Origin of the sequence: Pandoraea sp. XJJ-1 (assembly GCF_026802345.1) — a bacterium.
Classification (GTDB): Bacteria; Pseudomonadota; Gammaproteobacteria; order Burkholderiales; family Burkholderiaceae; genus Pandoraea; species Pandoraea cepalis.
On the sequence record NZ_CP113827.1, the window covers coordinates 1,408,511 to 1,432,557 of the forward strand.

The following is a 24,047-nucleotide window of genomic DNA, read 5'->3' on the forward strand; positions in this document are numbered from 1 at the left end:
GCAACAGACGATTACAGAGAAGACCATGAGCAGATTCTTCGGCGAGATACGCCAGGTGGCATACCTTGTGCCGGACATCGAGGCGGCAATGACCTATTGGTCGAACGTGCTCGGTGTCGGGCCGTGGTACTACAACCCCAAGGTGCCGATCCGCAACTACACCTACCGCGGCGAGCGCTTCGAACCGCACAACGCCGTGGCGCTGGCGAACGCGGGCGGGTTGCAGATCGAATTGCTGCAGATCCGCAACGACGTGCCGTCGATGTACCGCGACTTCCTCAACGCCGGGCGCAGCGGCGCGCAGCACGTGGCGTACTGGACCGAGGACTTCGACGCCGATCTGGCGCGCGCGCGTGACGCGGGGTTCGAAGTCTGCATGAGCGGCGAGGTGGGCGAGAACGGCCGCTTCGTTTATTTCGAGGATCGCAGTGCCGACCCCGGCTGTCATCCCGGGACGACCATCGAGTTGTCCGAAGTCGCCGGCCCGAAGGGCAAGCTCTTCACGATGATTCGCGAGGCTGCGGCCGCCTGGGACGGCACCGATCCCGTGCGCGCCTTTCCGGACCTCACGACGCTATGAGCGCGACCCTGTCTGCCACCTATCTGATCGAGACGCCGCTCGATCCGCGCAGGGTCGCCGAAGTCATGGCCGGCGAGCAGTCCTGCGGCACATTTACCCGCGTGGCCGGCGAGACCGATGCGCTGCGTGAGCGCGCGCGCGCCGTGGTCGAAGCGGTCGACCTCGCAGGCGACGTGGCGCAGCCGTCGTTGCCGAACGCCTTTCTCGAGCGCAAGGGCATCCGTGGCCCGTGGCATCGGGCCCGCGTTCGGATAGCGTTTCCGTATGACAACGTCGGCGTCAATCTGCCAACGCTCGCGGCCACGCTTGCGGGCAATCTGTATGACCTCGGCGAAGTGACGGGCATGCGGCTGGAGCGCATTGCGTTGCCGGCGAGCTACCGACAGCAGTTCGACTTTCCGCGCTATGGCATCGCAGGTACGCGCGAGGCGACGGGCGTGCGCGAAGGCGCGCTGGTCGGCACGATCCTCAAGCCGAACGTCGGCATGAGCGCCGCGGAAACGGCGGCGCTGGTCGCGCGGCTGTGCGCGGCGGGCGTCGACTTCATCAAGGATGACGAAGTGTGTGCCAACCCCGTGCACGCGCCGCTCGCTCAGCGGGTGCCCGCGGTGATGGCCGTCGTGCGCGAGCATCGGGCGCGCACCGGCAAGCTGGTGATGGTGGCTTTCAACATCACCGACGAAACGGATGCGATGCGACGCCATGCCGATCTCGTGATGCGCGAAGGCGGCAATTGCGTCATGGTGAGCCTGAACTGGTGCGGATTCTCTGCCGTGCAGACGCTGCGCCGTCACACCGATCTGGCAATCCACGCGCATCGAAACGGCTACGGTGCGACGTCGCGCGATCCGATGCTGGGGATGGGCTTTCAGGCCTATCAAACGCTCTGGCGATTGGCCGGTGTCGATCACATGCATGTGCATGGCCTGCAAGGCAAGTTCGCGCAGGGCGACGAGGAGGTGATCGAGTCGGCGCACGACTGCTATGCGCCGCTGGCCGTCGATGCTGCCGAGCAGGACATCGCGCGGGACCAGGTGATGCCGGCGTTCTCGTCGGGGCAATGGGCCGGCACGGTGCCGGCGACCTGGCGCGCCGTCGGCCGCGACGATCTGCTCTTCATGGCGGGTGGCGGCATTCTGGCGCATCCCGATGGCCCGGCGGCGGGGGTGCAGAGTCTGCGCGATGCATGGGCGGCGGTGCGTGCCGGCCAGTCGCTTGAAGCGGCGTCTCATGATGCGCCCGCGCTGGCGGCCGCGTTGCGATTTTTCGGCCATTGACCGGTGCTGCCATGCCTATCGAATCTCCGGCGGATATGACGCATCGCCCCCAACTGCTTTATTACGGCGATGACTTCACCGGTGCGACGGATACGCTGGCGAGCGCGGCACGCGCGGGCTTGCGCAGCATTCTGCTGTTCGCGCCCCCGGACGCGGCGCGTCTCGCAACGCTCGGGCCACTCGATTGCCTGGGAATCGCCGGCGTGTCACGCTCGCTCGCGCCAGCCCGCATGCGTGAAGAGCTGGCGCCGATTGCGGCGCTGGCGCGGCACTTGCAACCCACGGTGCTGCATTACAAGACCTGCTCGACGTTCGATAGCGCGCCGGAGGTCGGAAGCATTGGCGAGGCCGTGAGTGCGTTGTCGTCGTCGATGCCGAGCCCATGGGTCGCGATCGTCGGGGGACAGCCCAATCTTGGCCGCTATTGCCTCTTCGGCAATCTCTTCGCTGCGGCTGGCGCGGGCGGTGAGGTCATGCGCATCGACCGGCATCCGACGATGAGCCGTCATCCGGTGACGCCGATGCATGAAGCCGATCTGCGGCGTCATCTGGCGCAGCAGGGCCTGAGCGATATCGGCCTCGTGCCTTGGACATGCTACGACACTCCGCCGGGGGGCGACGTTGGGGCGACCGCTTCGACGAATGCCATGTCGGCGCGTGTCGACGCGTTGCGGGCCGAGGGGGTGGCCAACGTGCTCTGGGACGTGGCCCGGCAGGGCGACTTGCCGCAGATCGGCGCGCAGCTCTGGGGCGCGGCGCGGCGCTCACCGCTGCTGGCCGTAGGGCCGAGCAGCGTGACGCAGGCGCTGGCGTGCGCGATGTCGCGAAGCGGCGAGGCAGTGGATGACGATGTCCCGCCGGCGAAGGGTCCAGTGCTGGTGCTGGCGGGAAGCCTGTCGCCGGTGACGGCGGCCCAGGTGACGGCCGCTGTGTCGTTCGAGGTCGTGCGCCTCGACGCCGCACGGCTGATCGAGCCGGATGGACGCTACTGCCGCGAGGCCGCCGCGCAACTGGCCACGCACCTTCGCGCCGGACGCCACACGCTCGCCTGCACCGTGCCGTTCACCGACGCGTCGACTGAATCATCGTCCCACCCGTCGACGCAGGATCGGGCGGTCCCTGCGCTGGCATTGGCGCAAGCGGGCGGGCGGCTGCTCAGGCAGGTGTTGGACGAGGTGCCCATCTCCCGCATGGCGATTGCCGGCGGCGACACGTCGAGTCACGGCGTGCGCGCGCTCGATGCCTGGGGGCTGGCTTACGCGGGCATGGTGTCGCCGGGGGCGCCCCTGTGCCGGCTTCGCAGCGATGCGCCAGCGCTCGACGGCATGGAGATACTGCTCAAAGGCGGGCAGATGGGCGGGGGCGACCTGTTCGAACGTCTGGTGCACGGCACATCGTCACGCACCGCGTCACTCAATTCTTGAAGGTTTTCGCCGTCTCCTCGGCGGCGAATCTCAGCTCCGGCTCGAAGGCGAGGAGATCGTCGAGCGTCAGCCGTCCGATGGGCGCCTGCACCGCAATGGCCGCGCAGGCGCGATTGCGGTTGAGCATGACCGGCACCGCAATCGCAATCAAGCCCTGCAAGTGTTCCTGATTGTTGATGCCCATCTTGCGCCGGCGCGTGCGCTCGAGTTCAGTGCGAAATTCACCGCGGTCGGTCAACGTCTGCTCCGAGAATTTGCGCAGCGGCAGGGTTTCGATCAGCCGTTCGCGCCGTTCCTTCGGCAGAAAACTCAGTAACAGCTTGCCGCTGGCCGAGCAGTGCATCGGCACGTGCGAACCCGGCTGCAGGTGCATGCGCAGCGGCCATTCCGTCTCCACACGATCCACATAAATCACGTCGTTGCCCGAGAGCATCGTGAGGTTGCACGTCTCGCCGATCCGCGTGACCAGTTGCTCGAGCAAGCCATGCCGCGCGGCGGCGGCGCCGGTCTGCATCAGCACGTTGATCGCCAGCGCACGAACGCGCGGCGAGCATTCGTAGCGGCGGTCGTTGGCGCTGCGCGTGATGAGCCAGGCGTCCTTGAGCTGGGTGAGGATGCGATGCACCGTCTGCTTCGGCAAATCCAGCGCGTTGACGAGATCCATCATCGAGAGCGGCCCGCCAGCCGTCGCCAGTGTCTCGAGCACGCGGAATGCCCGCACCGCGGCTGCGTTCGATTGATTCGATGCCGTCATGTTGTCTCCTGATGCCATGCCTCGCGCAGTCCTCGTCTGCCGATGCGACAGGTTCCGACTCGCCGCACCTGCGACGCCTTCATTCCGGCTGCGCTGTTTAACGTGATTTTGCATCGTTTTCATCACTTTTGCGGACCACTTCGGTCCCGAATATCGAGACGACCGATACACCTGTCCAATGTGTCCGGTTTGTCCGGGAATTTGAGACCTGCGACGCAACCCGGTTGGCTAGATTGGAGTCGCGAAACCAAGCGACAACCGGCGCCTTGCGCATCAGGAGACATCACATGAATTCACGGGCCTTCGGAGCCATCGTTCCTCCCACCGGCACCCGCGCCGACGCGCCTGCGCAGCAGGACGTCGACGCTCAGGTCGCGGCACTCGTCGCCCGCGCGCACGCGGCGCAGCGCGACTTCGCGGGCGCGGGGCAACAAACGCTCGACATGGCAGCCAGTGCGGCGGCGTGGGCGATCATGGAGCCGTCGCGCAACCGCCAACTGGCCGAACTCGCGGTGCGCGACACCGGACTCGGCAACGTCGACGACAAGTTCCAGAAAAACTTCCGCAAGACACTCGGCCTGCTGCGCGATCTGCACGGGCGCAAGACGCATGGCGTCATCGCGCGGGACACGGAGAAAGGCATCGTGGAGATTGCGCGTCCGGTGGGCGTCGTCGCGGCCATCACGCCATCCACCAATCCCGCGGCCACCCCCGCGAACAAGATTGTCAACGCGCTCAAGTGTGGCAATGCGGTGATCGTCGCGCCGTCGCCCAAGGGACATTCGGCGTGCGCGTTATTGCTCGAATTCATTCACGCGGAACTCGCCAAGGCCGGACTGTCGCCGGACCTCGTGCAGATGCTGCCTGCGCCGATTACGAAGGCCGCCACGGCGGCGCTGATGCGTCAGGCGGACCTGATCGTCGCCACCGGATCGCAGGCGAACGTGCGCATGGCCTATACGAGCGGCACGCCTGCGTTCGGCGTCGGAGCGGGCAACGTGGCGTCGATCGTGACGACCAGCGCCGATTTGACCGATGCGGCGGGCAAGATTGCGCGCTCCAAGACCTTCGATAACGCGACGAGCTGTTCGTCGGAGAACAGTGTGGTGATCGAAAGTCCGGTCTACGACGCCATGATCGACGCGCTGCGTGCCGCCGGCGGTGTGCTGCTGACCGCCAGCCAGAAGCGCGCACTTCAGGACGTCATGTGGGTGGAGGGCAAACTAGCGGGCGGCTGCACGGCGAAAGCGGCGCAAACGATCGCGCAGTTGGCCGGGCTCGACGACGTGGCGGCACAGCAACCGGCGTTCCTGATGGTCGAGGAGTCGGGCGTGGGCGCCAATCATCCGTTCTCGGGCGAAAAACTCTCGCCGGTACTCACGGTCTACCGCGCCGGGAACTTCGCCGAGGCGGCATCGCTCGTCGAGCGGATCTACGCCTACATGGGCGCGGGCCATTCCGTCGGACTGCATGGGTCGGACCCGGCGCAGGCGGTGACTTTGGCCGAGACGTTGCCGGTCGCACGCGTGATCGTCAATCAGGCGCATTGCTTCGCCACGGGTGGAAATTTCGACAACGGCCTGCCGTTCTCGTTGTCAATGGGCTGCGGCACCTGGGGGAAGAACAATTTCACCGACAACCTCGGCTTTCGCCAGTACCTGAACGTGACACGCGTGGCGTTCCCCATCGCGGCGGCCGTGCCCGACGTCGACGATTTGCTGGGCGACTATTTCGGGAGCGTCGGACGATGAACGCGCCCATGAATCCGGCGTCGGTCGCCGACGTCACGGCCCACGAAACCCAGATGACGCCGCGCACGCTGCGCGAGCTCATCGACACCCAAGCGGACGCGTTCGGCCCAAAGACCTACCTGCTGACGACCCCCGAGACGGGCGACGACGCAGCCACGCTCACCTTTAGCGGCTTGCGTGACGATTGCCGCGAACTCGCCCGGCGATTTGCCGACGCAGGACTGCGCCAGGGGGACATCGTGTCCGTCTGCATGGGCAACGGCCTGCAGACGGCGCGTTTGATTCTCGCGGCGATGTACAGCGGCCTGATCGTCAACCCCATCAACCTGCTGTGCCAGCCTGCGCAGATGGAGTACATCGTAGAGCACTCGGACACACGGCTGATCTTCGTGTCCGAGGCGATGCTGCCCGCCATCGCGCAAGCGGTGGACGCGTTGCGCGCGCAAGGCATGACGCGACCGGTGGCGCTTGTCTGCACTTCGCCCGAGGCGACAACGTTGCCCGAGATTGCCCCGCTGACGCAACTTGCCGCGCCAGTACCGGCGGAGATGCATGGCGTCGCGTTGCTCATGTACACGTCGGGCACGACAGGCGTGCCGAAAGGGGTGATGCTCACGCACGGGAACCTGCTGGCCAACGCGGGGTTCATCAGCGCGGAGCATTGTCTGACGCCGGACGACCGTGTGCTCGCGTCGCTGCCGCTCTATCACATCAACGGACTCGTGGTCACACTGCTCGCGCCGTTGTTTCACGGCGGCTCGGTCGCGATGGCGCCGCGCTTTTCGGCGCGCACGTTCTGGCGCGACGTGACGGCCGCGCAATGCTCGTGGATCAACGTGGTGCCGACCATCGTGGCCTATCTGCTCGAAGGCGAGGTGCCGGAACGTACCGCGCTGGCGGCGCTGCGATTTTGCCGAAGCGCCTCGGCGGCGCTACCGGCGGATCACCATCGAGCCTTCGAGGCGCGCTTCGGTATCGGCATCATCGAGACGATGGGCATGACCGAGACGGCGGCCCCAGTGTTCAGCAATCCGCTCGATGCGACCCGGCGACGGGTGGGCAGCATCGGCTTGCCGTCGGGCGGCGAGGCGAAGGTGATCCGGCGCGACGGCGCACAGACGGCCCCCGGCGAGACCGGCGAACTGGTGTTGCGCGGCGCACAGGTCATGTGCGGTTACTACAAGCGCCCGGACGAGACATTGGCCACCTTCACGGCCGATGGTTGGCTGCGTACCGGCGACCTTGGCTACTGCGACAGCGACGGGTATTTCTATATCACCGGACGTGCCAAGGAATTGATCATCAAGGGCGGCGAAAACATTGCGCCACGCGAGATCGACGAAGCCCTCATGCGCCATCCGGGTGTGCTGGAGGCGGCTGCGGTGGGGGTGCCGGATCCCGCGTATGGACAAGACATCGTGGCGTTCGTCGTGGTCCGCGAGCGATGCAGTGACACCAACGGCAACGACTGCGCGCCGCCCGATGCGGGGGTGCTTCGCGAACACTGCCTGCAAACGCTGGGGCGCTACAAGACGCCAAAGGAATTTCGTTTCGTGACGGATTTGCCCCGTGGCCCGTCGGGCAAGGTGCAACGCCTCAAGCTGCTGAAAAGCTAACGCCCGACAGCGCAAGGCAGAAAGCTCAAGGCCCCCGGGCCCAAAGCCGGCGAGGGCACCCCGCTTCACTGTGCAGGACACGATCGCATGCGCAAGACGCGTGTGACGTAAATACATAGGAGACAACATGGACAAGCGCACCGGTCGCGTGAAGACGCGCCACATCATCCTGGCGGTCATGTGCCTGATGTATTTCATCTCGTACATCGATCGTGTCAACATCGCCGTCGCCGGCCCGTTCATCCGACAGGAGATGGGGCTGACGACGGTGCAACTCGGACTCGTGTTTTCCGCGTTCGCCTATCCGTATGCCGCGATGCAGATCTTTGGCGGGTGGCTCGCTGACCGTTTCGGGCCGAAGCTGGTGCTCACGGTGCTTTCGCTGATCTGGGGCGCGGCAACGCTGGCCACCGGGTTTGCCGGCAGCATCGCGACGCTGGTGGCGTTGCGCTTCGTGCTGGGCGTGGGCGAGGGCGGCGCGTTTCCGACGGCCACGCGCGCCTTCACGTACTGGATGCCGGTCAGCGAACGCGGTTTCGCGCAGGGCATCACGCACAGCTTCGCACGCCTGGGGGGCGCCATCACGCCGCCCGTGGTGCTGGCGATCGTCGTGGCGTTCGGCTGGCGCGAGGCGTTCATCGTGCTCGGGGTGGTGAGCCTCGCCTGGACGATGCTCTACATGAAGGTGTTTACCAACACGCCGGAGCAACATCGTCGCATCACGCCCGAGGAGACGGCCGAGATCGGCTACCGCGCGGGCGATTGCGAACGGGCGAAACGTGCGTCGACGCCGTGGCGCAAGCTCGTGCGTCGCATGTGGCTGGTGACGTTCGTGGACTTCTGCTATGGCTGGCTGCTGTGGGTGTACCTCACGTGGATGCCTTCCTATCTGCGTGAATCGCAGGGCTTCGATCTCAAGCAACTCGCGTTGTTCACGTCGCTGCCGTTGCTCGCCGGGGTCATTGGCGACACGCTCGGTGGCGTGGTCTCGGACAAGCTGTACAAGATGACCGGCCGGCTGCGCCTCGCGCGGGTATCGGTGATGGTGGTCGGCATGGGCGGTTCGCTGGCGTTCCTGTTGCCGATGACGAGGGTGTCCGATCCGATGGTGGCGGTGCTGCTGCTCTCGGCATCGTTCTTCTTCCTCGAAATCACCAACCCGGTGCTCTGGACGCTGCCGCTCGACATTGCGGGCAAATATGCGGGCACGGCGGGCGGAATGATGAACACCGGCTTCGGCCTAGCCGGCATGATTTCGCCGGTGGCGTTCGGGTATCTCATCGAGACGACCGGCAGCTACAACGTGCCGTTCGCGATCTCGGCCGCGTTGCTCGGGGTGGGCGTGATTGCTGCACTGTTCATCGACACGAGCAAGACCGTCGAGAAGGATGAGGAAGCGGCGGAGCGCGAAGCGAGCGCTGGCGCGGCCGACGCCGCGCCGGCCTGGGTCGGGGTCGGACCGCAGCGACATCCGCTGCGCCGGCCGTTGCGGTGGCGCCGGTAACGGGGGCGGCGGCGCCGCCGCCGGCTTCACCCTAAAGGCAGGGACGTGTCCGCCCACCTCAAGCGTGGGCGGTGCCGTTCGTGAGTTCGATGCCGCTGAACGAACTCACTCGGGGTCTCGCCGCACAGGCGCTTGAAGTGGCGTGCCAGATGACTCTGGTCGAAGAACCCGACATCGGTGGCCACGTGCGAGCCCGGCACCCCCGCGAGCAGGAGTCGCTGCGCAGCGGCAACGCGCACGCTGCATAGATAACGATGGGGGGCCTCGCCGAATCGCTGTCGAAACGCCGTGGCGAAACGCGACACCGACAGCGCACACATCTCGGCCAACTGCGGTACGGAGAGCGCTTCGTTGAAATGAGATTCCATGAACGCGCGTGCGTCGTCGAGCGTGCCGGTCGGCGCGGGTTTGCGATACGCCACAGCCCTTGAGGCCGACGAGCACGAAGGTGAGTTCGCGTTCATGACGAGGTTACCGTTGGGGAGAGCGGATCGCCTTGCGCCATGATCGGCGCCGATGCCGGCGTACTTGGCCCGGGAGCGTCGAAGCGCTGGATCCGGAACGGTTGCAGATCAATCTCCGAGCGGCCGGTGGCAATCAGTTCCGCCAACGTCTCGCCCACGCCTGGGCCGATCTGAAAGCCGGAGCCGCTGAACCCAAACGCGTAATAGAGTCCGTCGGTCGTGCCGCTTTTGCCGATGACGGGCTCGCCGTCGGGCAGATAGCTTTCGACGCCGCTCCAGACGCGAATGATGTGCAGCGGCGCAACGCCCGGCACCAGCCGTCTGAACTGCCGCAACTGACCGAGCGTGTTCTCGGGCAATACGGCAGCACGCGACGTTGCCGCGTCGGCCGGACCCGGCGGGCCCCCGCCCAGAATGAGATTGCCGCGGGGGATCTGCCGGAAATAGATGCTCTCTTCCTTGATCGATGTGTAGACGCCCATCGACGAGCGAAACACGTAGGGCACCGGTTCGGTGACGGCCATTTGCGGACCGCGCACCGTCAGCGGCGCGGATTCGCCGAACTGCGATGCCAACGCATTCGTCCATGCGCCTGCGCAAATGGCGAGGCGTTCGGCCACCAAGGACTCGCCGGCGACGGTCTCGACGCGAAACCCCGTCGCGGTTCGCTCGACCCGGCGTACGGACGCATTTTCCCGAATGTCGGCCCCTAGTGCGCGCGCCGCGCGCGCGAAAGCGGGCGCGGCCAGGCGTGGGTTGGCGTGCCCGTCGAGCGGCGAGATCGAGGCGGCGAGCACGTCCGGTCCGAGAAACGGAAAGCGGCGGCGCATCGCTGCACCGTGCAGCACCTCGAGGTCGAGCCCGTAGTCGCGCGCCTGCCGGGCGTAGTCGTCGAAATACTCGGCATCGTGCGCGTGATAGGCCACGCGCGTGTGCCCGGAGGGCAGAAACTCGACGTCGCTGCCGAGCAGTTCGCGGGAAGCTCGCCATATCCGCAACGCGCGATTGGACATGGCCAACTGTGGCAGCGCCCGACCTTGCCTGCGTACGCCGCCGAAGTTGGTGCCGCTGGCTTGCTGCCCGGTCATGTTGCGCTCAAGAAGCACCACGGATAACCCATGCCGGCGCAGGAAGTAGGCGGTACTGCAGCCCATGATGCCGCCACCGATTACGATGACGTCGGCATGTGCCGTGTGCGAAGCATGCGTGCTCATGAAAGCTCCATGCTGCGGGGCGTTGCGCTCGCCGCGTTGTCTTGTGTTGCGACGGTGACGTCTGCGTACGGCGCGGGGTCGAGCGCGACCGCGAGCGGCTTGACCGGTGCCTGACCGCGCAGCCGGCCGACGTCGGCCAATGGCACTGCCAGCGCGGCGGCCATCACCTCTGCCCCCGCGTGCGCGCAAAAACGGCCCTGGCATCGCCCCATGCCGACACGCGAGAACGCCTTCGCCCGATTGGCCTCCACGGCGCCATCCTGCGTGCAAACGCGGCGCAATTCTCCGGCCGTGATGCCCTCGCAGCGGCAGACCACCGTCGTGTCGGGCAATTGCCGCGCATGGTGGGCCGGCCAGGGAAATGCCGCACGCAGCCCGGCCGCAAAGCGAGAGAAGCGAGCTAGTTCGGCACGCAGTCGCGCGGCGTCGTCGTGTTTCGGTTCGACGCCTGCGTCGCGCAACGCGGCCAGCGCGGCAAGCCGCCCTGCGTGCTCGGCGGCATCGGCACCGCGTACGCGGGCGCCATCTCCCGCGAGGTAGACGCCCGGGACACTGCTGCGCCCGTCTTCGTCAATCTCGGGAAGCCACTGCCCCGCGGCGTCGTCGAAGGCAAATGCGCAACCGGCGAGATCGGCGATCTGCGTTTCGGGGCGCAGGTGAAAGCCCATCGCGACGGCGTTGGCCGGCACGTCGAGCGCCGTGCCGTCGGCCAATCTCACGTGTACGCCGCGCACGCCCAGCTCCTCATCGCCGTCGATGCGTACCGGCGTGACGCCACGATGTATCGGTACGCCGGCCGCGCGCAGCGTGCGCAGCAGGGCCGCGCCCTTGAGCAGAACGGCCGGTTTGACCAGCAATTGCGGCAATGCGCGCAGGCGCGCACGCGTGGGAGAGGTATCCAGCACGGCGGCGGGCGTCACGCCGGCCTTTACGTACTGGGCGGCGAGCAGATACAGCAGCGGTCCGGTGCCAAGCATGACCGTTCGCTCGCCGACGGCGCAACCCTGCGACTTGAGGGCGACCTGGGCACCGCCGAGACTGTAGGTGCCGGCATACTGCCAACCCGGAACCGGCATGAGCCGGTCGGTGGCGCCGGTGCATACGAGCAGCGCGTCGAAGGGGGCATGGCTCGCGCCTTGCGCATTGGCCAGATGGACGACGCCTTCTCGGATATTCCATACCAGCGTTTCCGGCCGATAGTCGATGTGGGGACGCAGCGCGTCGAAGCGATGGTGCAGGCGCTGGGCGCGTGCGGCTTCCGTACCGTAAAGGGCAGCGTAGGTGCGGCGAAAGCCCTCCGGCTGACGGCGATAGATCTGGCCGCCGTCGCGGCGTCCTTCGTCGATCACGAGCGGCCGCACACCCGCCTCGACCAGCGCTTCGGCCGCGCGGACCCCGGCCGGGCCGGCGCCGATGACGATCACGCGAGCGGCCATAGTGCCTCCTCGCCGCCGGTCGTCGCGCGCATGGGAGCGGTGTCGTCGTCCCCGCGAACGAGCCGTGTGACGATGTCCATGCCGGCCCTCACGGGCGTCGTGCAGGCGCGTAGCCGCTGCCCGGTACGGGTCCAGACCCAGCAGTCCTGGCACGCGCCCATGACGCAGAAGCCGGCGCGGCGCTCGGGGCCGAATTCGGCATCCCGAAGGCCGCCCTGCGTCGTCAGAATGGCGACCATGACGGTATCGCCTTCGTTGGCTTGCACGGGACGGGCATCGACGCGCAAGGACACCGTCGCGCGCCCGGTTTCGGCAACGCGCACGAAGCGTGCTTGCGAGGGATCTCGCGAGGGGCTCATGCGCTCAGCTCCGGTTCGCGTGGCATGCGATGCGCAACCTGCAGCGCATCGAGGTCGCCGCTCGCATGGTGGCAAAGAATGGCGGCACCGTTATCGAGCCATTTGAGCGACGGGGGCGTTACGTTGCACTTGCCGTCGATACGCACCGGGCAGCGATCGCGAAACGCGCACAATTCCGCCACGTCGGCGCTGGCTGCCAAGGGCGGGAGGGGCTTCGTGACGCACGCGCGACGCTCGTCGAGCCAGCCCTGACGCAAGTCCGGTACCGACTCGACGAGCATCCGGGTATACGGATGCCAGGGAGGCGAGCTCAGGACTTCGCGCGCCCCCGATTCCACTCGCTGGCCCGCATACAACACCATCACTTCGTCGCAGATCGCCCGCACCGTCGAAATATCGTGGCTGATGAAGAGATACGACAGCCCCAGTTCCCGGCGAAGTTCCGCAAGCAGATCGATGATCGCGGCGCCCACGACTGTATCGAGCGCCGAGGTGACTTCGTCGCAAAGGATCAGCGACGGCTCGGCCGCCAGCGCGCGCGCCAGATTCACGCGCTGCTTCTGCCCGCCGGACAAGCCGCCCGGTGTGCGATCGAGCAGCGCGGCCGGCAGCCGGACCCGGTCGAGCAACGCCAACGTTCGCTGCTTCGCGGCGTTGCCGCGCAGGCCGTGGTACAGCTTGAGCGGACGCGCCAGAATGTCGGCGATGGTGTGACTCGGATTCAGCGCAGTGTCGGCGTTCTGGAAGACGATCTGGATGCGACGATAGTGCTCGGCGTTGCGCTCGCTCAACGAATCGGGCAGCGGCTGGCCGTCGAACCACACTTCGCCGCGCGCGCGGGGTACCAGGCCCGCGACCACGCGGGCCAACGTCGTTTTTCCGGAACCCGATTCGCCGATCACGCCCAGCGCGCTGCCTCTGGCGATGCGAAGACTGACATCGTCGAGCACGCGCGTCGCCGGCAGGCCATGCCGGTCGCGACTGCCGTATCCCGCGTGCAGCCCGCGAATTTCGAGCAGCGGCGGGGCGGGCGTGTCGCTGCGTGCCGCGCTTGCGACCGACAGATCGTCGTGGCGGCGTGCGGCGAGCAACTCGCGGGTGTAGGCATCGTCGGGGCTGCGCAGTATTTTCGCGGTCGCACCGATCTCGCGGACCGTGCCGCCATTGAGCACGACGATCTGATCGGCCATCTGCGCCACGACGGCGAGATCGTGCGAGACATACACCGCCGTGGTGCCCAACTCGCGAATCACCTTCTTGAACGCGGCGAGGACCTCGATCTGGGTCGTGACGTCGAGCGCGGTGGTCGGCTCATCGAACACCACCACGGCCGGATCGGTGATCAGCGCCATGGCGGCCATCAATCGTTGCAACTGCCCACCCGAGACCTGGTGCGGATACCGCTCGCCAATGGTCTGCGGTGACGGCAACGCCAGCGCTCTGAACAACTCGACGGCCTTCATGCGCGCTTGCGCCGCCGTGGCGGTTTTATGAAGCAGGGCGGGTTCGATTACCTGATCCATGATCGTGCGGGCCGGATTGAAGCCCGCCGAGGCGCTTTGCGCCACGTAGGCGACCGTGCGAGCGCGAAGCGCACGCCGACCCCGGTCGTCGAGCGAAAGCACGTCGACGTCGCCGATCCGGATCTGCCCCCCCGCGATGTCGCAGCCGTTGCGGGCATAGCCGAGCAAGGACAGCGCGATGGTCGTTTTGCCGGAACCGGATTCACCGATGAGCGCGAGGACTTCGCCTCGTCGTACCGAAAAATCGACGCCGCGTACGATCTCCGTGGTGACCCCTCGGCTGCGGGCCACGACGCGCAGAGCGCGAACGTCGATCATCACGGGTGGGCACGAGGTGCCTGCTGGGGGCTGCATCGTCATTTCGGTGCTCCGGTGCCGAACGCACCGCGCCGGCGAAGATTGTCGATCAGCAGGTTCACCCCGATGGTCAGCGAGGCGATCGCCAGGGCCGGCATGAGCACGGCGGGAGAACCTTCGGCCAGGCCGCCGATGTTTTCGCGGACCAGCGAGCCCCAATCGGCGTTTGGCGGTTGCACGCCGAGGCCGAGAAACGACAGGCCGGAGAGCAGCAGCACGATAAACACGAAGCGCAGCCCGAAGTCGGCCAGCATCGGATGAATCATGTTCGGCAGTACTTCCACACGGGCGATGTAGAGCAGCTTTTCACCGCGAGCGCGGGCGACCTGCACGTATTCGAGCGTCATGAGATTTACCGCCAGCGAACGCGAGATGCGAAATGCACCCGGAATATAGGCAAACGCGGTGACCAGAATCAGAAGCGTGTTGCCGGAGCCGAACGCCGCGATGACGACGAGCGCCAGCACTTTGCTGGGGATGGACACCAACGCATCGAACACGCGCGAGAGCACCTCGTCCACCCAGCGCGGCGCGACCGCCGCGCACAGGCCGAAACAGGTGCCCGCCGTGCTGGCGAGCACGGCGGCCGCCAGGGCGATGCCGACGGTAAAGCGCGTGCCGATAAGAATTCGGCTGAGGATGTCGCGCCCGAGGTAGTCGGTGCCGAGCGGATACGCTGCGCTGTAGCTCGCGAAGACATCGGCCGACGTGAAGGCGCCGCCCGGATGCGGCGCGATCAGCGGGCCGATGCAGGCGATCACCAGCCAGAACAACACCAGTACTGCACCGATCATGCCGAGCCAGGAGACCCGTTCGCGCAGACCGGCGAAGCGGCTTGACCGCGGGGCCGCAGGCGAGGTGACGGCGTCGGGCGCCGCAGGGGCGGGCAGGGCGGGCGGCAGGGCTTCCGCGGGGCTGACAGGTGGGCGAGAAATCGGATTCATCGTTGACGCAGCCTCGGATTGGAGACGACCGCACACAGATCGGCGATCAACACGAGCAAGAGATAGGCCGCGCAGAAGACCATGACGCAGCCTTGAACGAGCGGCAGATCGCGGTTGGTGACGGCGTCGACCAGCAAACTGGCGAGGCCCGGGTAATTGAAGATCGTCTCGACGATCACCACGCCGCCGAACAGATACGACAGGCTCAGGGCGACCACGTTGGCGATTGGGCCGATGGCGTTCGGAAGCACGTGTCGCCAGACGACGCGCATGGGCGACGCCCCCTTGAGGATGGCCATCTCCACGTATGACGAACTCAACTGATCGATCACCGCGGCGCGTGTCATTCGCGCCATCTGGGCCACGATCACGCAGCACAGGGTCATGACCGGCATGGCGTAGATCCGGACCAGATCGTCGAACGAATTGACGGACGACAAATACGACAGTGCCGGCAGCCAGCGCAGCTTGACGGCGAAGATCAGCACGGCGATGGTGGCGACCAGAAATTCCGGCACGGCCACCGCCGAGAGCGTCAGGATATTGAGGACCCGATCGAGCAGCGAGCCGCGCCACATGGCGGCGGCGATGCCGATGGCCAGCGCCAGCGGCACCGAGACGAGCGTGGTCAGGGCAGCGAGAACGAGCGAGTTGGGCAGACGGCTGGCGATGAGTTGCGCGACCGGCAGATTGTTCGACATCGATTCGCCGAAGTTGCCCGCGCTCATGTGAACGAGCCACTGGAAGTAGCGGGTCACCGCTGGCTGGTCCAGGCCGAGCTGGTGGCGCAGCGCGGTGACGGCTTCGGGGGTCGCGGCCTGACCGAGCGCCATCTGGGCGGCATCGCCCGGCAGCAGGGCCGTGATCGTGAATACGATTGCGGACACCAGCACCAGTGTCAGCAAGGCCAGGCCGAAGCGCGCCGCGATAAGTCGTTGCACCTGGGATTTCATCGGAAACCTCTCCCGTTATACGACGCCGTTCGTGGGGAAACGACGGTGTCAGACCGATGCGCGCCGTGCCTGGCGGCGCGCATCGCCCGCTTACTGCTGCAGCGCTCGGTCAATCTCAGGCGTCGAGCCAGACATGTTCCGCGAAGGCGAAGCCCATGAGACCGGCCAGCGGGATCGACCCCAATCCCTTGAGCTTGGTGGTGTGGGCGTCGAGTGACGAGAGGAACATGGGGATGCCGATGCCGCCGTCCTGGTGAATCAGCGTCTGAATGTCGCCATAGAGCGCCTTGCGTTTCGCATCGTCGGGTTCGCCACGCGCGGCAAGGAGCAACTGATCGAACTTGGGGTTCTTCCAGTTCGCTTCGTTCCACGGGGCATCCGAGCGGAAGAACTGTGTGAGCAGTACGTCGGCGCTCGGGCGAGCATTCACCGAACCGAAAGTGAGCGGGTGCTTCATCCAGTGGTTCGACCAATAGCCGTCGGCCGGTACGCGGGTGATCTGCAGATTCAGGCCGGCCTTCGGGCCGATTTGCTGAAGCATCATCGCCATTTCGACCGACCCTTCGGCGGCGGGCGTGGCGTAGACCTGAAGCGGCGCCGTGGGCAGGTTGGCCTTTTTGAAGTACCAGGCCGCCTTCTCGGGGTCGTAGGTCCGTTGCGGCAGTCCGGCCATGTAGTACTTGTTGCTCGGGTCGATGGGCTGGTCGTTGCCGATCGCACCAAAGCCGCGGAATACGGTCTTCCGGATCTGCTCGCGGTCGAACAGATGCATCATGCCCCGGCGGAAATCCATGTTGCCGGTGATGCCGCCCTCGTCACGCATGATCAGGTCGGTGTATTGCCCCGTCTTGGTTTCGAGCACCGTGTATCCCGGTGTGGTCTTGATACGCTCGGTCGAGCGCGCACTCACGGCGTTGATCAACTGGACGTCGCCGGAGAGCAGGGCGTTCACGCGGGCCGATTCGTCGCCGATGCCGATCAGCTCGATCTCGTCGAGATAAGGCTGTCCGGACTTCCAATACTTCTCGTTGCGCACCCCGACGGTGCGTACCCCTGGCGAGAACTCTTTCACCTTGAACGGTCCCGTACCCACGGCCGTCGTGAAGTCCTTGGTGCCGTCCTTGATGATGAGGAAGTGCGAGGTGGCGAGAATCACCGGCAGGTCGGCGTTCGGGCCTTCGAGCGTGATGGTCACCTCGTTGGGCCCGGTCGCCTTCGCTTCCTTGATTTGGTCGGCCAGCGTTTTCGCCTTGGACGCGGTCGCGGGGTCCTTGTGTCGCAGGATCGAATACGTGACGTCGGCCGGCGTCAGGGGCTTGCCGTCGTGGAATTGCACGCCGCTGCGCAGTTTGATCACCCAGACCTTGGCGTCCTTCGTATCGATCGACTGAGCGAGCGCAAGCTGGGCGCCAAGCTTCGAATCCAGTTCGGTCAACCCGTTGTAGATCATGTTGGCACGGACGTAGTCGGTAGCGAGTGCGCCCTTGGCCGGATCGAGCGTATCGGCGGCCGACGCCGATTGCGTGGCGACGCGAATCTTGCCGCCGCGCTTCGGCGTCTGGGCAAAGGCCTGACCGCTCACACTCAGCAGGCCCGTGCCGGTCAGGGTCAGCAGCCCGCTGGCGGCCATCGCGCGCAGCAGATCCCGGCGCTGCGCGCCGCGCTGACTCAGGTTCTCGTCCGGTGCTGCGCTCAGGTCGACACCGTTGACCGTTTTATCTGAATTCATTGCACATCTCCACTTGTGGGGTTGCCGAGGGATCAGGACTGCCAGCCTTCATCGGCGATTGCGCGCCGGGTCAATCAATAGAAAATATCTTTGATGCGGAAATACGCGCCGACAAGCGGCAGGAACCACGGTTTGCCGGTGTGTCCCGGGATCGCGGGCCAGTCGAAATCGCGCCAGGGATTGGCCTCGACGCGGCCGTTCATCACATCGGCCATGATTTGCCCCATGTGCGTGGCCATCTGCGTGCCATGACCGCTGTAACCCATGGAGTAATAGATGCCGTCGTGCTGCCCGGCGCGCGGCAGCCTGTCGGCGGTAATGTCGACCAGTCCACCCCAGCAATAGTCGATGCGTGCCTGCGCGAGCGACGGGAACAGCGTGGCGAGGTTGGCGCGCAATATGCGTCCGCTGCGCTCGTCCGAAGGTTGCTCCGACGCGGTGAAGCGGGCTCGCCCGCCGAGTACGAGCCGGTGATCCGGGGTGGTGCGGAAGTAGTTATGCATCAGGCGGCTGGTGACGTAGGCGCGGCGGTTCGGCAGGAGCTGGTCGAGCGTTGCGGCGCCCAGCGGCTCGGTCACGATGATGAACGAACCGACCGGTGCCATGCGCCGGCGATACCACCCGAATGGGCCATGACGGGACGGGCCGGTGGCGACGAGGACTTGCGTGGCGACCACCTCGCCGCGATCCGATTTGACCCGATACGTCCCGTCGCCCTGACGCGCAATCTGTGTCACCGGCGCATGTTCGTAGAGGCGAGCGCCGTGACGGACGGCTGCCGACGCCAGACCTGCCGCAAACTTGCCCATATGCATCTGTCCGCCATGGCGTTGCAGCAGGCCGCCGTGGAAGGCGTCCGAGGCGATTTCGGCGCCGATGCCGGCGCGGTCGATCAGTTGAACGTCGGGATCGACATCGCGCGCGATCAACTCGGCGGTCGCCGCCAGATGCGCCATATGGTGAGGCTTGGCGGCCAGCTTCAGTTTGCCGCGACGGCTGTAGTCGCAGTCGATGCCTTCCTCCCGGATCACACGTTCCACGGTGTCGACGGCCGCCGCATAGGCGCGATAGCAGGCCCGCGCACGCTCGGCACCGAGTTGCGCCGTGAGCGCGACGTAGTCCTGCGCCACGCCGGTGTTGCAGTGGCCGCCGTTGCGACCCGATGCCCCCGCGCCGACAGCGCCCGCATCGAGCACGGTGACCGTTGCACCGCGCTGGCTCAGCGCCAGCGCAGCGGACAGTCCCGTGAAGCCCGCGCCGATCACCACCACGTCGGCGCGACCCTCCACCGGGCCCTCCTGGGTACCGGTAAAGCGTGCAACGGTGTCGAGCCAGTACGATTCGAGTTTCATGTCGGGGCGAGGGTCCAAGGCCACAGGGAAGGGCAACGCAAGCGTCGATTACAACCCGAGCTGCACGGCAAGATCGATGATGTCCTTGACCGGCGTGTATTCGTAGAACGGTGCTTCGGGTTCGTGGCCGCGCAGCACCATGGCCTTGTGCTTGATGCCGAGGTCGTGGGCCGTCATCAGGTCGTAGCGCGGGCTCGACGAGACGTGCAGAATTTCGTGCGGTTGCACGCCGAGCTTCTTGAACATGTACTCGAAGCCCTGCATGCGAGGCTTGTAAGCGCCGACCTCTTCGGCGGTGATCACGGCGTGGAAGGGGGCCCCCAGCTTCTCGATATTGCTCATGATCTGTTCGTTCGCGGCGTTCGTCAGGCCCACCAGCTTGTACTTCTTGGCCAGGCGCGAGAGGCCTTCCGGCACATCAGGGTGCGGACCCCAGGTCGGCACGGCCAGATAGAATTGTTCGGCCTCGTCGACGTTGAACACCACGCCGGTGCGTTCGCAGGTGCGGCGCACCGAATCGACGACGACGTCGCGATACGGCTTCCATGCGCCGAGAACTTCATCGCGACGATAGGCGGCAAACACCTTGACGAAATTCTCGAGCGCCTCGCCCTGCAGACGGTTGCCGTAAATCTCGCGGGCCATGTCGGCCATGCGGAATTTGACCAGCGTGCCGTAGCAGTCGAAGGTAATGAATTTCGGCTCGAAGTCGATCATGATCTTTATCCTCTGTGTAGGGCGAATCCCGGGGGATTCTTGGGCAAAAGGGATTGCGTTAAAGCGGTCCGGCGTGGGTCGAGAATGGCGAAACGGGCTTGCGGCCTGATGCGCGATCCGCGACGTCCCTGTGAAAAATTAAATCAGGTCAAAATCTCGGCTTGGCGTTGAAATATCCGAGGCAAAAATAGAATTCGATGCGTTTTGGGGGGCATGAACAGCACGAAATGCTTTGTGCTTTTCCGATGCCGTGTTAACCCGCATCAACGCTGGGCGACAAGGCGCTGCGGCAAACGCGAACACCAGACGCTCATCCGTTCAAGTCGATGAGGACGGCTTTGCTTCGCAGATTGGCTTCGAACGCCTGACGGCCAAGATCCTTGCCCAGGCCGGAGCGCTTGAAGCCGCCCGTGGGTAGCACGAAGTCCGACGACCGGCCGTAACGGTTGACCCAGATGTTGCCCGCGTCGATGCCGCGCACCATGCGCAAGGCGCACCCCAGGTTGGCCGTGTGAACGCCCGCCGCCAGTCCGTAGTCGTCGTGCTGCGCCAGTTGCAATGCTTCTTCTTCTGAAGTGAACGTCTGCACCGTGAGCACCGGGCCGAACACCTCCTCGCGCACGATCTCAGCGTGCGGCGTAACGCCGGTCAAGACGGTGGGGGTATACCAAGCGCCATCCTGATAAGCGGTCGCGCGCTCGGCGCCGCAGTACACGCTGGCGCCCGCGTCGCGTGCCCGCGCGACAAGCGCGTCGATGCGCTGCACCTGGGCTTCGCTGATGATGGGCGATAGCGTTGTGCCCGCCGACCACGTGGCGCCCGGATGCAGTGACGCGAAGATGGCGCGCAGCTTTTCGAGCAGTGCGTCGGCGATGCCCGCTTCGACCACAAGCCTGGAGCCTGCGTTGCACACCTGGCCCGCATTGCCGGTGATGCCCATGGCAACGCGTCGTGCGACTGCGTCGAGATCGGGCACATCGGCAAAGACCACTTGTGGACTCTTGCCGCCCAGTTCGAGCGTCACGGGCTTGGTCCCCGATTGGGCACAGGCCGCCATGATGGCGGCCCCGGTCCGCGTGGATCCGGTAAAGGTGACTTTTCCGACGCGTGGGTGGCGTACGAGTGCGTCGCCGGTCGTCCTGCCGTCTCCCTGCACGACGTTGAAGATATTGGCCGGGACGCCCGCCTGTATGGCCAGTTCGGCAAGACGCAGTACCGAGAACGGTGTCATCTCCGACGGCTTGAGCACGACCGCGTTGCCCGCCGCCAGCGCTGGGGCGATCTTCCAGGCGGCCATGACAAGCGGGAAGTTCCACGGTGCAATGGCCGCCACGACGCCGATCGGCTCGGTGATCGTCATGCCGAGGTGCGACGGGTCGGTGGCCGCCAGCTCGCCCCCATGTTTGTCGGCGTGCTCCGCGTAAAAGCGTAGGCACTCGGCGGTGTAGGGCACGTCCCAGGCCGCCGTTTCGCGGACCGGGCGCGTAGAGCCGATGGCCTCCAGCGGCGCGAGTGTGCGCACGTCGGACTCGACGAGATCGGCGAGGCGACGCAGCACGCGCGCGCGCTCGCGCGGTGCGCAGGTGGCCCAACCGCTGTGGCGAAAGGCGTGCCACGCGCCGTCTGCCGCGCGGGCTACCGTGTCGGGTGAGGCGAGCGAGAGGTCGGCGTAGGGGCGACCGCTCGACGGGCAGATGACGTCCAGTGGGGTGCCACCGGCTTCCACTAACTTTCCGTCGATGAAATGACCGGTGGGAATATCCACCTGCGCGGGATCGAAACTGTCCATGATGATTCTCCGGAGCCGCTACGGCGCACGCGCCGGGGCGGGCAATCGACAAAGGGGAAGGACACGGGTAATCGTGGCCGCCTGAGCATGGCGACGCGCTTCATGGTAGGGGCAGCGGGCTGGCAGATTGCATCGAAACAATGACGTGGACCGCACGCGGCATGGGTTTTTGCGGGCGATGGCGGCATGAATGCGCCGTTTGTCCTGCGGCCTTCGATCGTGCGGGCGAACAACAGAATCGTCCTATGCAGCGTCTGCTCAGGTCGCCATAGTGCAGTCGTGGTGGGCGTGGCCCACTGTTTCGCATCCGGCAATGCCCCAAGGAGGCTCGGCGTGTCCGAATTCCATGCATCTTCCCAACTCGTCTACCGGCCATTTACCGCCACAGATGTGGCGGCTGGCTATCGTCTATCCAGCGCCGTGCGCTGGCCGCACAAACCCGATGACTGGCGATTTCTGGCGCGCCAGGGACAAGGCTTCGTCGCCCTGGATGGCGACGATGTCGTGGGTACCGCACTGTATTGGCAGCACGGTGAGGCCGGCGGCTCGCTCGGTATGGTGATCGTCTCGCCGGAGCAGCAAGGGCGCGGCATCGGGCGCGCGTTGATGGAGCGCATGCTCGATCAACTCGGAACCCGCCTGACGCTGTTGCATGCCACCCCGGCCGGACAGCCGCTATATGAAAAGCTCGGGTTCAATGCGGTGGGCAGCATCGACCAGCACCAGGGAACGGCTCGTCGCCCGCCGCTCATGGAGCTGCCGCCTGGCGAACGTTTGCGGCCGTTGAGTACCAACGATCCCGAGCGGCTGGTCACCCTCGCCAGCCGCGCGAGCGGATTCGACAGGGGGCGCATTCTGCCCGCGCTTCTCGATATCGCCGACGGCATTGCCATCGAGCGCGACGGCGAGCTGCTCGGCTTCTCGTTGTTCAGGCGCTTTGGCCGCGGTTTTGTGATCGGCCCGGTGGTCGTTGTCAGCGGCGCGGACGCCGAGTCACTCACCCGTCAGCGTGCCGAGGCCATGATTGCCCACTGGCTGACGTTGCATGAAGGCCGTTTTGTGCGCATCGACACGCCCTCCGACAGCGGACTGACCGAGTGGCTCGAGGTGCTTGGGCTCGAACGCGTCGACACGGTCGTGAAGATGGCCCGTAACGGCACGCCGGTCGTCGACGACGAGGTTCGGCAATTCGCCATCATCAATCAAGCCATCGGCTGACGCGGGAGCGCAGATGTCGTTTCTTTACAAGGCCGATCCGGCACGCGGTGCGGTGTGGGCGCGGTTGTTCGCCCAGCGGGCGCCGGAGACGGCGTTCCGACTGTGGCCCGATGTTGGCGACGCGCGCGAGGTGCGTTACCTCGCTGCCTGGAAGCCGCCGGAAGATCTCGTCACGCTGCTGCCGAACGTGGAAGTCGTATTCTCGACGGGCGCGGGCATCGACCAGTTCGACCTGTCGCGGGTGCCGGATCATATTCCGGTCGTTCGCATGGTCGAGCCCGGCATCGTCGAAGGCATGGTCGAGTATGTGACGCAGGCGGTCCTTTCGATTCACCGCGACATCTTTACCTACGCACGGCAGCAAGCCATGCGTGAGTGGACGGAACTGAGCGTGGAGCCGGCAAGCGAGCGCCGTGTGGGGGTGTTGGGACTCGGCATGCTCGGGCAGGCAGTGCTGTCGCGCCTGCATGCTTTCGGGTTCGACTGCGCAGGGTGGAGCCGAACGCCGCGGCAGGTGGATGGGGTCGATTGCTACGCGGGATACGAGTCGCTCGGCGCCTTCCTTGCCCGCACCGACATACTTGTCTGCCTGTTGCCGCTGACGTCGGCGACCCGTGGCATTCTCGACAAGCGCTTGCTGAGCGGATTGCCGCGCGGCGCCTGGCTGATCAATGTCGGACGTGGCCCTCATCTCAATCAATACGCGCTCATGGCGTTGCTTGACAGCGGGCATCTGTCGGGCGCGATTCTCGATGTCACCGACCCCGAACCGCTGCCGCCGTCGCATCCGCTGTGGGCGCATCCGAAGGTGCGCATCACCCCGCATATCGCCAGCGCCACGCGACCGGAGACTGCGGTGGAAGTGGTATTGGAAAACCTGCGCAGGCATCGCGCCGGCGTACCGATGGTCGGGCAGATCGATCGCACACAGGGGTACTGAGCGCGCCGGGGTGCCCACACCGGCAGCACAAAATGCTGCGCGCGCCGCAATTTCGCGGCGCGCGTTTTTTTTACGGCTTAATTTGGCGACGCATCTGCGCTGCCGGCTCTTTAGTATGGACACAGGTTCATCCCCCGTCCCATCCG

Annotated in this window: 20 protein-coding genes; 8 read left to right on the plus strand and 12 right to left on the minus strand. The window is 65.9% G+C overall.

Going from position 1 to position 24,047, the window contains the following annotated elements:
- Nucleotides 1–25 precede the first annotated feature (25 nt).
- The 3 genes from OYT13_RS06405 to OYT13_RS06415 are packed head-to-tail and all read left to right on the plus strand — an operon-like array spanning nt 26 to nt 3,281.
- Nucleotides 26–580, plus strand: coding sequence for a VOC family protein (locus OYT13_RS06405; RefSeq protein WP_026132269.1), 555 nt, complete (start codon nt 26–28; stop codon nt 578–580).
- Entirely contained in the window at nt 577–1,857 is a 1,281-nt protein-coding gene (locus tag OYT13_RS06410; RefSeq protein ID WP_268567476.1) for a ribulose-bisphosphate carboxylase large subunit family protein, read from the plus strand. The genes OYT13_RS06405 and OYT13_RS06410 overlap by 4 nt, the downstream gene beginning before the upstream one ends.
- Nucleotides 1,858–1,892: 35 nt before the next feature.
- A complete protein-coding gene (locus OYT13_RS06415) occupies nt 1,893–3,281 on the plus strand; it encodes a four-carbon acid sugar kinase family protein (RefSeq protein ID WP_268567477.1) in 1,389 nt (462 codons plus the stop codon).
- Here OYT13_RS06415 and OYT13_RS06420 read toward each other — a convergent pair.
- Complete coding sequence (locus tag OYT13_RS06420; RefSeq protein WP_017235448.1) at nt 3,271–4,035, minus strand: IclR family transcriptional regulator; 765 nt, start codon at nt 4,033–4,035, stop codon at nt 3,271–3,273. The genes OYT13_RS06415 and OYT13_RS06420 overlap by 11 nt on opposite strands.
- Nucleotides 4,036–4,322: 287 nt before the next feature.
- Between OYT13_RS06420 and sauS the strand changes: the two genes are divergently transcribed.
- From sauS to OYT13_RS06435, 3 genes are all read left to right on the plus strand, one after another.
- Nucleotides 4,323–5,786, plus strand: coding sequence for an acylating sulfoacetaldehyde dehydrogenase (sauS, locus tag OYT13_RS06425; protein WP_268567478.1), 1,464 nt, complete (start codon nt 4,323–4,325; stop codon nt 5,784–5,786).
- Nucleotides 5,787–5,794: 8 nt separating this feature from the next.
- On the plus strand, nt 5,795–7,402 hold the full coding sequence (locus OYT13_RS06430; protein WP_442796482.1) for an AMP-binding protein: 1,608 nt from the start codon (nt 5,795–5,797) through the stop codon (nt 7,400–7,402).
- Between the two features lie 127 nt (nt 7,403–7,529).
- Nucleotides 7,530–8,906, plus strand: coding sequence for an MFS transporter (locus OYT13_RS06435; RefSeq protein WP_150563808.1), 1,377 nt, complete (start codon nt 7,530–7,532; stop codon nt 8,904–8,906).
- A 26-nt stretch (nt 8,907–8,932) separates the two neighbouring features.
- On the opposite strand, the gene OYT13_RS06440 is transcribed toward OYT13_RS06435, so the two are convergent.
- The 11 genes from OYT13_RS06440 to OYT13_RS06490 all read right to left on the minus strand — a co-directional run bounded on the left by OYT13_RS06440 (nt 8,933) and on the right by OYT13_RS06490 (nt 21,743).
- Nucleotides 8,933–9,274, minus strand: a complete 342-nt coding sequence (locus tag OYT13_RS06440; RefSeq protein WP_268567858.1) for a helix-turn-helix domain-containing protein — start codon at nt 9,272–9,274, stop codon at nt 8,933–8,935.
- A gap of 92 nt (nt 9,275–9,366) precedes the next feature.
- A complete protein-coding gene (locus OYT13_RS06445) occupies nt 9,367–10,584 on the minus strand; it encodes an NAD(P)/FAD-dependent oxidoreductase (RefSeq protein ID WP_268567479.1) in 1,218 nt (405 codons plus the stop codon).
- Nucleotides 10,581–12,020, minus strand: a complete 1,440-nt coding sequence (locus OYT13_RS06450; protein WP_268567480.1) for an FAD/NAD(P)-dependent oxidoreductase — start codon at nt 12,018–12,020, stop codon at nt 10,581–10,583. The genes OYT13_RS06445 and OYT13_RS06450 overlap by 4 nt, the downstream gene beginning before the upstream one ends.
- Nucleotides 12,005–12,379, minus strand: a complete 375-nt coding sequence (locus tag OYT13_RS06455) for a (2Fe-2S)-binding protein (protein WP_268567481.1) — start codon at nt 12,377–12,379, stop codon at nt 12,005–12,007. Before OYT13_RS06455 ends, OYT13_RS06450 begins: the two co-directional genes overlap by 16 nt.
- Nucleotides 12,376–14,262 carry an ABC transporter ATP-binding protein gene (locus OYT13_RS06460; RefSeq protein WP_268567482.1) on the minus strand — a complete coding sequence of 629 codons (1,887 nt, stop codon included), beginning with the start codon at nt 14,260–14,262 and terminating at the stop codon, nt 12,376–12,378. The genes OYT13_RS06455 and OYT13_RS06460 overlap by 4 nt, the downstream gene beginning before the upstream one ends.
- The gene (locus tag OYT13_RS06465) at nt 14,259–15,203 is read right to left on the minus strand and encodes an ABC transporter permease (RefSeq protein ID WP_410007553.1); all 945 of its coding nucleotides are present in this window, start codon (nt 15,201–15,203) and stop codon (nt 14,259–14,261) included. Before OYT13_RS06465 ends, OYT13_RS06460 begins: the two co-directional genes overlap by 4 nt.
- Nucleotides 15,200–16,156 carry an ABC transporter permease gene (locus tag OYT13_RS06470; protein WP_150563802.1) on the minus strand — a complete coding sequence of 319 codons (957 nt, stop codon included), beginning with the start codon at nt 16,154–16,156 and terminating at the stop codon, nt 15,200–15,202. Before OYT13_RS06470 ends, OYT13_RS06465 begins: the two co-directional genes overlap by 4 nt.
- Nucleotides 16,157–16,271: 115 nt before the next feature.
- The gene (locus OYT13_RS06475; RefSeq protein WP_261938946.1) at nt 16,272–17,885 is read right to left on the minus strand and encodes an ABC transporter substrate-binding protein; all 1,614 of its coding nucleotides are present in this window, start codon (nt 17,883–17,885) and stop codon (nt 16,272–16,274) included.
- Nucleotides 17,886–17,959: 74 nt separating this feature from the next.
- Entirely contained in the window at nt 17,960–19,237 is a 1,278-nt protein-coding gene (locus OYT13_RS06480) for an NAD(P)/FAD-dependent oxidoreductase (RefSeq protein WP_268567483.1), read from the minus strand.
- A gap of 48 nt (nt 19,238–19,285) precedes the next feature.
- The gene (locus OYT13_RS06485) at nt 19,286–19,954 is read right to left on the minus strand and encodes a haloacid dehalogenase type II (protein WP_150563799.1); all 669 of its coding nucleotides are present in this window, start codon (nt 19,952–19,954) and stop codon (nt 19,286–19,288) included.
- A gap of 310 nt (nt 19,955–20,264) precedes the next feature.
- The gene (locus OYT13_RS06490) at nt 20,265–21,743 is read right to left on the minus strand and encodes an aldehyde dehydrogenase family protein (protein WP_268567484.1); all 1,479 of its coding nucleotides are present in this window, start codon (nt 21,741–21,743) and stop codon (nt 20,265–20,267) included.
- Between the two features lie 333 nt (nt 21,744–22,076).
- Here OYT13_RS06490 and OYT13_RS06495 point away from each other — a divergent pair, with 333 nt between their 5' ends.
- Together OYT13_RS06495 and OYT13_RS06500 are read left to right on the plus strand one after the other, a co-directional pair.
- Nucleotides 22,077–22,961, plus strand: a complete 885-nt coding sequence (locus OYT13_RS06495; RefSeq protein ID WP_268567485.1) for a GNAT family N-acetyltransferase — start codon at nt 22,077–22,079, stop codon at nt 22,959–22,961.
- A gap of 13 nt (nt 22,962–22,974) precedes the next feature.
- Nucleotides 22,975–23,901 carry a 2-hydroxyacid dehydrogenase gene (locus OYT13_RS06500; protein WP_261938942.1) on the plus strand — a complete coding sequence of 309 codons (927 nt, stop codon included), beginning with the start codon at nt 22,975–22,977 and terminating at the stop codon, nt 23,899–23,901.
- Nucleotides 23,902–24,047: the final 146 nt, after the last annotated feature.

What these genes read in the sequence shown, in the direction of transcription:
- OYT13_RS06405 (WP_026132269.1), top strand. Translation starts at nt 26, where the DNA reads ATGAGCAGATTCTTCGGCGAGATACGCCAGGTGGCATACCTTGTGCCG.
- OYT13_RS06410 (WP_268567476.1), top strand. Translation starts at nt 577, where the DNA reads ATGAGCGCGACCCTGTCTGCCACCTATCTGATCGAGACGCCGCTCGAT.
- OYT13_RS06415 (WP_268567477.1), top strand. Translation starts at nt 1,893, where the DNA reads ATGACGCATCGCCCCCAACTGCTTTATTACGGCGATGACTTCACCGGT.
- OYT13_RS06420 (WP_017235448.1), bottom strand. Translation starts at nt 4,035, where the DNA reads ATGACGGCATCGAATCAATCGAACGCAGCCGCGGTGCGGGCATTCCGC.
- sauS (WP_268567478.1), top strand. Translation starts at nt 4,323, where the DNA reads ATGAATTCACGGGCCTTCGGAGCCATCGTTCCTCCCACCGGCACCCGC.
- OYT13_RS06430 (WP_442796482.1), top strand. Translation starts at nt 5,795, where the DNA reads ATGAATCCGGCGTCGGTCGCCGACGTCACGGCCCACGAAACCCAGATG.
- OYT13_RS06435 (WP_150563808.1), top strand. Translation starts at nt 7,530, where the DNA reads ATGGACAAGCGCACCGGTCGCGTGAAGACGCGCCACATCATCCTGGCG.
- OYT13_RS06440 (WP_268567858.1), bottom strand. Translation starts at nt 9,274, where the DNA reads ATGGAATCTCATTTCAACGAAGCGCTCTCCGTACCGCAGTTGGCCGAG.
- OYT13_RS06445 (WP_268567479.1), bottom strand. Translation starts at nt 10,584, where the DNA reads ATGAGCACGCATGCTTCGCACACGGCACATGCCGACGTCATCGTAATC.
- OYT13_RS06450 (WP_268567480.1), bottom strand. Translation starts at nt 12,020, where the DNA reads ATGGCCGCTCGCGTGATCGTCATCGGCGCCGGCCCGGCCGGGGTCCGC.
- OYT13_RS06455 (WP_268567481.1), bottom strand. Translation starts at nt 12,379, where the DNA reads ATGAGCCCCTCGCGAGATCCCTCGCAAGCACGCTTCGTGCGCGTTGCC.
- OYT13_RS06460 (WP_268567482.1), bottom strand. Translation starts at nt 14,262, where the DNA reads ATGACGATGCAGCCCCCAGCAGGCACCTCGTGCCCACCCGTGATGATC.
- OYT13_RS06465 (WP_410007553.1), bottom strand. Translation starts at nt 15,203, where the DNA reads ATGAATCCGATTTCTCGCCCACCTGTCAGCCCCGCGGAAGCCCTGCCG.
- OYT13_RS06470 (WP_150563802.1), bottom strand. Translation starts at nt 16,156, where the DNA reads ATGAAATCCCAGGTGCAACGACTTATCGCGGCGCGCTTCGGCCTGGCC.
- OYT13_RS06475 (WP_261938946.1), bottom strand. Translation starts at nt 17,885, where the DNA reads ATGAATTCAGATAAAACGGTCAACGGTGTCGACCTGAGCGCAGCACCG.
- OYT13_RS06480 (WP_268567483.1), bottom strand. Translation starts at nt 19,237, where the DNA reads ATGAAACTCGAATCGTACTGGCTCGACACCGTTGCACGCTTTACCGGT.
- OYT13_RS06485 (WP_150563799.1), bottom strand. Translation starts at nt 19,954, where the DNA reads ATGATCGACTTCGAGCCGAAATTCATTACCTTCGACTGCTACGGCACG.
- OYT13_RS06490 (WP_268567484.1), bottom strand. Translation starts at nt 21,743, where the DNA reads ATGGACAGTTTCGATCCCGCGCAGGTGGATATTCCCACCGGTCATTTC.
- OYT13_RS06500 (WP_261938942.1), top strand. Translation starts at nt 22,975, where the DNA reads ATGTCGTTTCTTTACAAGGCCGATCCGGCACGCGGTGCGGTGTGGGCG.